Source organism: Streptococcus sp. E24BD, from assembly GCF_041807825.1.
GTDB classification, from domain to species: Bacteria; Bacillota; Bacilli; order Lactobacillales; family Streptococcaceae; genus Streptococcus; species Streptococcus entericus.
Map to the genome: position 1 here is coordinate 1 of NZ_JBGTZB010000075.1, position 1,026 is coordinate 1,026.

At 40.9% G+C, this 1,026-nt stretch carries 1 protein-coding gene and 1 pseudogene; both read right to left on the minus strand.

Features of this window, described 5'->3' with window-relative positions; genetic code table 11:
- Positions 1-620 (minus strand): recombinase family protein (locus ACERC5_RS10105; RefSeq protein WP_373660674.1); only part of this gene is annotated, 620 nt, incomplete at its 3' end.
- Positions 613-1,026, minus strand: a pseudogene (locus tag ACERC5_RS10110) (recombinase); the annotation flags it as partial. The gene ACERC5_RS10105 and the pseudogene ACERC5_RS10110, both read right to left, overlap by 8 nt.

Here is a 1,026-nt window from a genome sequence, read left to right on the forward strand (position 1 = left end):
CGAGCAATTGTTTGGTAACTATTACCATCAAGGTACAAGGCGAAAATCCGTCGAACAATTGGTGCAACTGTCTCGTCAATAATAATCTTGAAACGGTCCTCTGGATCCTTGAGATAACCAAATGGAGGCAACCAGCTCATGTTTTTACCCGAGCGTTTCATGCTGTTCATTGCACTCTTGACCTTTTCCGAGACATCTTTGGCATAGAAATCATTGAGTAAATTCCGAAATGGCACATCAATATCTAAGCCATTATTCTCAGAAACCATGCTATCGTACTGGTCATTGAGAGCGATAAATCGAACCCCAAGAAAAGGAAAGATATTTTCCAAATAGTTCCCTAACTCCAGATAATCACGCATAAATCGAGACAAATCCTTGACAATGATATGACGGATAGTTCCAGACTTAACATCGGCCATCAAGCGTTGAAAAGACGGACGATTCAGGCTTGTTCCTGAAAAACCATCGTCTACAAATTCCAAGCGCTCCCAGTTCTTAAACTCAGTTGCTTGGTCAAGGTAACGATTTAACAAGTACCGTTGATTCGTGATTGAGTTACTTTCATCTGTTTCAGCCTCATCTACTGACAAACGGAGGTACAGAGCAATTTTAGTCACGTTCATCACCTCCAATCTGGCAAGTAAAAGTGACTGTTACAGACTTATCCACATCAACCTCAATCCGTTCTATTAAAACATTTAAGAGTTCTCCCGTTAAAACAACTTGATTTTGGCTCTTAGCTAGATGTCTAACCCAACTGACCTGTTGACGATGTTTCTCCTCAATCTGTCTCATCAAAGCCTCATAATGAGCTATCTCTTGTGAGAGGGTTTCAATCTTTGAGGTAATAGTAGCCTTTTGAGAAAGATAGGTCTCTCGCTCCTGAGCTTCAAGGCGGTAGTTCTGGTAAAGTTCGCTTTGCTCAGCTTGCAAGCTAGTCAAAGCCCTTTGATGGTTTTTGATTTGTTTTTGATAGACTTTAAGGCATTCCTCCCTCTTCGTTTCTAATCTTGGCAACAAGTA